Genomic DNA, 6,295 nt, shown 5'->3' on the forward strand with positions numbered 1-6,295 from the left:
CGTTCGTCGTGGCGTCCGGGGGAGGGACGGCTACCGGCGCCGGCCCATGACGCTCATGGCGACGGACAACCCGACCGCCGCCATCCCGGCCAGAGCGGTCACGGCCACCGCGGCGACCTGCTCGGCGGTCGCGGCGTGTTCCGGGCGGCGCGGCCCGCCGACCCCGTGTCTGCGGTCGACCTCCTCGAGCGCGCGGAGCATCTCGTCCGGGTCACCGCCCTTGTCCGGGTGGTGGCGCAGGACGGCTTGGCGACGATCCCGCTTGTAGGCGGCGGGGTCGCGTGGTTCGCGTCGGCTGTTCACGTGGGGCTCTCCTGGGTGACGAGGCGCATGGGCGCTGATGGCTCGACGCTACCGAAGTCGCGGCACGCGGGCGCGGCATCCCCGACCCGTCGGCGGCGGCGATTTTGATCCCGTGGGGTGCGTGCGGCATACTGGTCGAGTTGCCCGGACAAGGCGGCGAACTCGTGTGGCCCCCGGGCCCCGCGATCGCCGGGTTGGTCGGGCGAGCACGACCGGGGCGGGTGAGCGATCACCCGCCGGAAAAGTGGGAGGGCGACACGCCCGACCGCGTGGACGCGTCGTGACACATCAACAGCGGCAGCGGATCGGTTCCGCCGTCACCCTCGCCCCGCGGGAGTGCGGCACTCCGTCCTCTGGAGGGCTCGTGGTCGTGTCACGTTCGTGAGCGCGCGACGGCGGTCCTCCACGACGAAGCACCGATGCATGTGACCGGGTGGTAGACGGTCAGACGGTGTCACGTATGACAAGCGAACACAGAAGTGTCCCCCGCGCAGCGAGGGCGCTCACGACAGCCGCCTTCAGGGGCGGGGGGAGAATGAGGACGAAGTGGCGGGACAAAAGATCCGCATCAGGCTGAAGGCCTATGACCACGAGGCCATCGACGCCTCGGCGCGCAAGATCGTCGAGACGGTCACCCGTACGGGAGCTCGTGTCGTCGGCCCGGTGCCGTTGCCGACCGAGAAGAACGTGTACTGCGTCATCCGCTCGCCGCACAAGTACAAGGACTCGCGCGAGCACTTCGAGATGCGCACCCACAAGCGGTTGATCGACATCCTCGACCCCACGCCCAAGACCGTGGACGCGCTCATGCGCATCGACCTGCCTGCCAGCGTCGACGTCAACATCCAGTGACCTCCGACCGAGCAGCGGTCAGCAAGCAACGTGCAGCGGAGACAGTGAACAGATGAGTACTACCGAGATCAAGGGAATCCTGGGCGCGAAGCTCGGCATGACCCAGGTCTTCGACGAGAACAACCGGGTCGTCCCGGTTACCGTCATCAAGGCCGGGCCGTGTGTAGTCACCGGGATCCGTACAGAGCAGACCGACGGCTACAACGCCGTCCAGATCGCGTTCGGCGCGATCGACCCCCGTAAGGTCACCAAGCCCGTCACGGGCCAGTTCTCCAAGGCGGGTGTGACCCCGCGTCGCCACCTGGCGGAGATCCGGCTGGACAACGCGGAGCAGGCCGCAGCCTTCGAGCTGGGCCAGGAGCTCGGCGCGGATGTGTTCTCCGACGGCGCTTTCGTCGACGTCACCGGAACCTCCAAGGGCAAGGGCTTCGCCGGCACCATGAAGCGTCACGGCTTCCACGGACAGGGCGCCTCACACGGCACCCAGGCCGTGCACCGCCGGCCCGGTTCCATCGGTGGCGCATCCACCCCGGGCCGCGTGTTCCGGGGCAAGAAGATGGCCGGCCGCATGGGCAACGAGCGCGTGACCACCATGAACCTCAAGGTCCACAAGGTCGATGCCGAAGCCGGCGTCCTCCTGATCAAGGGCGCCATCCCGGGCCGCAACGGCGGCCTCGTGATGGTCCGATCCGCAGTGAAGGGCGGTGCGCGCGCATGACCACGACGGAGAACACCGTGAATCTCAAGCTTGACGTCCGTACCCCGGCCGGTTCGGCCGACGGGTCGGTCGAGCTGCCCGCCGCGATCTTCGGCGTCGAGCCCAACCTGGCGCTGATGCACCAGGTCGTCGTGGCTCAGCTCGCCGCGGCGCGGCAGGGCACGCACTCGACCAAGACCCGCGGCGAGGTCCGTGGCGGTGGCCGCAAGCCGTTCCGCCAGAAGGGCACCGGCCGCGCCCGCCAGGGCTCGACCCGCGCCCCCGCCTACACCGGCGGTGGCACGGTCCACGGTCCGAAGCCGCGCGACTACTCGCAGCGCACCCCCAAGAAGATGAAGGCCGCCGCCCTCCGCGGTGCCCTGTCCGACCGGGCCGCCAGCGATCGTATCCACGTGGTCACCGAGCTCGTCGAGGGTCAGACCCCGTCGACGGCGGGCGTGCGGGACTTCCTCGGGAGCCTGTCCGGTCGCAAGAAGTTCCTGCTCGTCGTCGGCCGCGAGGACGTCGCCGCGTGGCGCTCGGTGGGCAACCTGGACCACGTCCATCCCATCGCTCCGGATCAGCTGAACACCTACGACGTGCTGCGTGCAGACGACGTCGTGTTCACGGTGGAGGCTCTGGACGCGTTCGTCTCGCAGGCCAGCAAGCGTGCCGCAGGCACGGATAACACCGCCGCGAAGGAGGCCGACAAGTGAGCACCGTCGCCGATCCCCGGGACGTGATCCTCGCCCCCGTCGTCTCCGAGAAGGCCTATGGCCTGCTCGAGCAGGGCGTGTACACGTTCCTGGTCGCCCCGGACGCCAACAAGACGCAGATCAAGATCGCCCTCCAGGAGATCTTCGGCGTCACGGTGGAGTCCGTCAACACCGCCAACCGTCAGGGCAAGCGTAAGCGCACCCGCACCGGGTTCGGACAGCGCAAGAGCACCAAGCGCGCCATCGTGACCCTTGCGGCCGACAGCAAGCCCATCGAGATCCCGGGTCTGACCGCCTGACGGCGGGAAGAGTTAAGGACGAGAGAACCTCATGGCTATCCGCAAGTACAAGCCCACGACGCCCGGCCGTCGCGGCTCGAGCGTCTCGGACTTCGCCGAGATCACCCGCTCGACGCCCGAGAAGTCGCTGCTTCGCCCACTACATAAGACCGGCGGCCGTAACGGTCACGGTCGGATCACCACCCGTCACAAGGGCGGTGGCCACAAGCGCCAGTACCGTGTCATCGACTTCCGTCGTAATGACAAGGACGGCGTCGACGCCACCGTCGCCCACATCGAGTACGACCCCAACCGCACCGCCAACATCGCCCTCCTGCACTACGCGGACGGCGAGAAGCGGTACATCCTGGCCCCGCGGAACCTCAAGCAGGGCATGAAGGTCGAGTCGGGTGTCGGTTCCGATATCAAGGTCGGCAACAACCTGCCGCTCCGCAACATCCCCGCAGGTACCGTCGTGCACGCCGTGGAGCTCCGTCCCGGGGGCGGTGCCAAGATGGCACGCGCCGCCGGTGCCGGGATCCAGCTGCTCGGCAAGGAGGGCGCGTACGCCTCCCTCCGCATGCCGTCCGGCGAGATCCGCCGGGTCGACGTCCGCTGTCGCGCGACGATCGGCGAGGTCGGCAACGCCGAGCAGGGGAACATCAACTGGGGTAAGGCCGGCCGCATGCGCTGGAAGGGCGTCCGCCCGACCGTCCGCGGTGTGGTCATGAACCCCGTCGACCACCCGCACGGTGGTGGCGAGGGTAAGACGTCCGGTGGACGTCACCCCGTCAGCCCGTGGGGCCAGCCCGAGGGCCGGACCCGCAAGCCCAACAAGGCGAGCGACAAGATGATTGTCCGTCGCCGTCGCACCGGTAAGAAGCGTTAAGGAGGGAAACTAGGATGCCTCGTAGTCTCAAGAAGGGTCCGTTCGTCGACGAGCACCTCCTCGCGAAGGTGGACGCGCAGAACGACAAGGGTACTCATCAGGTCATCAAGACCTGGTCGCGTCGCTCGACGATCCTGCCCGATTTCATCGGCCACACGTTCGCCGTCCATGATGGCCGCAAGCATGTGCCCGTGTTCGTGTCCGACTCCATGGTGGGTCACAAGCTCGGCGAGTTCGCGCCGACGCGCACGTTCAAGGGGCACATCAAGGACGATCGGAAGAGTAAGCGCCGATGAGCACTGATACCAGCAAGACCGCCGAAGGCACGGTGCAGGACGAGCAGCAGCTCTCCGCCCGGGCCACCGCCAAGTTCGTCCGCGTCACGCCCATGAAGGCGCGTCGCGTGATCGACCTGATCCGGGGCAAGGACGCCTCCGACGCGTTGGACATCCTGCGGTTCGCCCCGCAGGCCGCCAGCGAGCCGGTGGGCAAGGTCCTCGCGTCCGCCATCGCGAACGCCGAGAACAACCTCGACCTGGATCCCCGGACCCTGGTCGTGTCGGCTGCGTTCGCCGACGAGGGCCCGACCCTGAAGCGGTTCCGTCCGCGTGCCCAGGGTCGTGCGTTCCGAGTGCGCAAGCGCACGAGCCACATCACCGTCGAGGTGACCAGCGTGCCCGAGAAGGCCGGTTCCACCGGCCGGGGTCGTCGTAACCAGGGAGGTGCCCGCTAAATGGGACAGAAGATCCAGCCGCACGGCTTCCGTCTCGGCATCACCTCGGACTGGACGTCCAAGTGGTACGCCGACAAGCAGTACGCGGACTACGTCGCCGAGGACATCAAGATCCGTCAGCTCCTGTCCAAGGGCATGGAGCGGGCCGGCATCTCGGGCGTGGACATCTCCCGTACCCGCGACCGCGTCAACGTCGACATCCACACCGCCCGGCCGGGCATCGTGATCGGTCGTCGTGGCGCCGAGGCCGACCGTCTCCGCGGCGAGCTCGAGAAGCTCACCGCGAAGCAGGTCCACCTCAACATCCTCGAGATCAAGAACACCGAGGCCGACGCCCAGCTCGTGGCCCAGGGCATCGCGGAGCAGCTCTCCAACCGTGTGGCGTTCCGCCGCGCGATGCGTAAGGGCATCCAGTCCGCGATGCGTCAGCCGCAGGTCAAGGGCATCAAGGTGGTCTGCTCGGGTCGTCTCGGCGGTGCCGAGATGTCGCGTTCGGAGCGCTACCACGAGGGTCGCGTCCCGCTTCACACCCTGCGTGCCGAGATCGACTACGGCACCTACGAGGCCAAGACGACCTTCGGTCGCATCGGCGTCAAGGTGTGGATCTACAAGGGTGACGTGGTCGGCGGTCGTCGCGAGTCCGATCAGTACGCCCAGTCCAGCAACCGCGGCGGTGCCGACCGAGGACCGCGCCGCGAGCGTGGCGCAGGCCGGCCGCGTCGTTCCGGCGCCCAGGGCACCACGGCCACCAGCACCGAGACCGGCCGCGCCGGTTCCGGTCCGGCTGCCGAGGCCCCCGCCCAGGCTCCGCAGAATCAGACCAGGGAGGCGTGACAGTGCTTATCCCCAAGCGCGTCAAGCACCGCAAGCAGCACCACCCCGGCCGTAGCGGCGGGGCCAAGGGCGGCACCAAGGTGACGTTCGGTGAGTACGGCATCCAGGCTCTCGAGCCGGCGTACGTCACCAACCGTCAGATCGAGTCCGCGCGTATCGCGATCAACCGCCACATCAAGCGTGGCGGCAAGGTGTGGATCAACATCTACCCCGATCGCCCCTTGACCAAGAAGCCCGCCGAGGTCCGCATGGGTTCCGGTAAGGGATCCGTCGAGTGGTGGGTCGCGAACGTCAAGCCGGGTCGCATCCTCTTCGAGATGTCGTACCCGAACGAGGAGACCGCACGCGAGGCGCTGCGCCGCGCGCAGCACAAGCTCCCGTGCAAGACCCGTATCGTGACCCGGGAGGAGCAGTTCTGATGGCTAGTGGAACCACCGCCCCCGAGTTGCGTGAACTCGACGCCGATGCGCTCACCGCGCGTCTCCGTGAGGCCAAGGAGGAGCTGTTCAACCTGCGCTTCCAGATGGCCACCGGTCAGCTGACCAACAACCGTCGCCTGCGCGTCGTCCGTCACGACATCGCACGCATCTACACCGTCATCCGCGAGCGCGAGCTCGGGTTGTCGGCGGCGCCGGGTGATGCCAAGTGAGTGACAAGGAAGCAGCCGTGACTGAGGCCAGCGAGAACACCGAGCGCAACAGCCGCAAGGTGCGGATCGGGTACGTCGTGTCCGACAAGATGGACAAGACCATCGTCGTCGAACTCGAGGACCGCGTGAAGCACCCGCTCTACGGCAAGATCATGCGCCGTACCGAGCGTGTGAAGGCGCACGACGAGACCAACGACGCCGGTGTCGGCGACCGCGTGCGGATCATGGAGACCCGCCCGCTGTCCGCCACCAAGCGCTACCGCGTCGTCGAGGTCCTGGAGCGCGCGAAGTAGGAGAGTCGCTCCACTCTCACCCCCGGCCCGGCCCCGACTACTCGGGGCCGG

12 protein-coding genes are annotated in these 6,295 nt (G+C 67.9%); 11 read left to right on the forward strand and 1 reads right to left on the reverse strand.

Going from position 1 to position 6,295, the window contains the following annotated elements:
- Nucleotides 1-30: 30 nt before the first annotated feature.
- Nucleotides 31-303 carry a hypothetical protein gene (locus tag G6031_RS10735; protein ID WP_179525926.1) on the reverse strand — a complete coding sequence of 91 codons (273 nt, stop codon included), beginning with the start codon at nucleotides 301-303 and terminating at the stop codon, nucleotides 31-33.
- Nucleotides 304-849: 546 nt separating this feature from the next.
- Between G6031_RS10735 and rpsJ the strand changes: the two genes are divergently transcribed.
- Genes rpsJ through rpsQ form a run of 11 tightly spaced genes read left to right on the forward strand, consistent with a single transcriptional unit; the run spans nucleotide 850 to nucleotide 6,244 of the window.
- Complete coding sequence (gene rpsJ, locus G6031_RS10740) at nucleotides 850-1,155, forward strand: 30S ribosomal protein S10 (RefSeq protein WP_003938093.1); 306 nt, start codon at nucleotides 850-852, stop codon at nucleotides 1,153-1,155.
- Nucleotides 1,156-1,207: 52 nt separating this feature from the next.
- Nucleotides 1,208-1,873 (forward strand): 50S ribosomal protein L3, encoded by a 666-nt coding sequence (rplC, locus tag G6031_RS10745; RefSeq protein WP_179525925.1) that lies wholly within the window; start codon nucleotides 1,208-1,210, stop codon nucleotides 1,871-1,873.
- Nucleotides 1,870-2,568 (forward strand): 50S ribosomal protein L4, encoded by a 699-nt coding sequence (gene rplD / locus G6031_RS10750; protein ID WP_182609299.1) that lies wholly within the window; start codon nucleotides 1,870-1,872, stop codon nucleotides 2,566-2,568. Before rplC ends, rplD begins: the two co-directional genes overlap by 4 nt.
- Nucleotides 2,565-2,867: a 50S ribosomal protein L23 gene (gene rplW, locus G6031_RS10755; RefSeq protein WP_179525923.1), complete on the forward strand. Its 303-nt coding sequence runs from the start codon at nucleotides 2,565-2,567 to the stop codon at nucleotides 2,865-2,867. The genes rplD and rplW overlap by 4 nt, the downstream gene beginning before the upstream one ends.
- 31 nt (nucleotides 2,868-2,898) lie before the next feature.
- On the forward strand, nucleotides 2,899-3,735 hold the full coding sequence (gene rplB / locus G6031_RS10760) for a 50S ribosomal protein L2 (protein WP_107757059.1): 837 nt from the start codon (nucleotides 2,899-2,901) through the stop codon (nucleotides 3,733-3,735).
- 14 nt (nucleotides 3,736-3,749) lie between these two features.
- Complete coding sequence (gene rpsS, locus G6031_RS10765) at nucleotides 3,750-4,031, forward strand: 30S ribosomal protein S19 (RefSeq protein ID WP_017838195.1); 282 nt, start codon at nucleotides 3,750-3,752, stop codon at nucleotides 4,029-4,031.
- The gene (gene rplV, locus G6031_RS10770) at nucleotides 4,028-4,468 is read left to right on the forward strand and encodes a 50S ribosomal protein L22 (RefSeq protein WP_179525922.1); all 441 of its coding nucleotides are present in this window, start codon (nucleotides 4,028-4,030) and stop codon (nucleotides 4,466-4,468) included. The genes rpsS and rplV overlap by 4 nt, the downstream gene beginning before the upstream one ends.
- Complete coding sequence (rpsC, locus tag G6031_RS10775) at nucleotides 4,469-5,302, forward strand: 30S ribosomal protein S3 (RefSeq protein ID WP_179525921.1); 834 nt, start codon at nucleotides 4,469-4,471, stop codon at nucleotides 5,300-5,302.
- A gap of 2 nt (nucleotides 5,303-5,304) precedes the next feature.
- A complete protein-coding gene (gene rplP, locus G6031_RS10780; protein WP_017838198.1) occupies nucleotides 5,305-5,721 on the forward strand; it encodes a 50S ribosomal protein L16 in 417 nt (138 codons plus the stop codon).
- Nucleotides 5,721-5,951, forward strand: a complete 231-nt coding sequence (gene rpmC / locus G6031_RS10785; RefSeq protein WP_017838199.1) for a 50S ribosomal protein L29 — start codon at nucleotides 5,721-5,723, stop codon at nucleotides 5,949-5,951. The genes rplP and rpmC overlap by 1 nt, the downstream gene beginning before the upstream one ends.
- Before the next feature lie 17 nt (nucleotides 5,952-5,968).
- Nucleotides 5,969-6,244, forward strand: a complete 276-nt coding sequence (rpsQ, locus tag G6031_RS10790; protein ID WP_179525920.1) for a 30S ribosomal protein S17 — start codon at nucleotides 5,969-5,971, stop codon at nucleotides 6,242-6,244.
- The last annotated feature ends 51 nt before the right edge of the window (nucleotides 6,245-6,295 follow it).

Source organism: Dietzia sp. CQ4 (genome assembly GCF_014145125.1).
Classification (GTDB): domain Bacteria; phylum Actinomycetota; class Actinomycetes; order Mycobacteriales; family Mycobacteriaceae; genus Dietzia; species Dietzia natronolimnaea.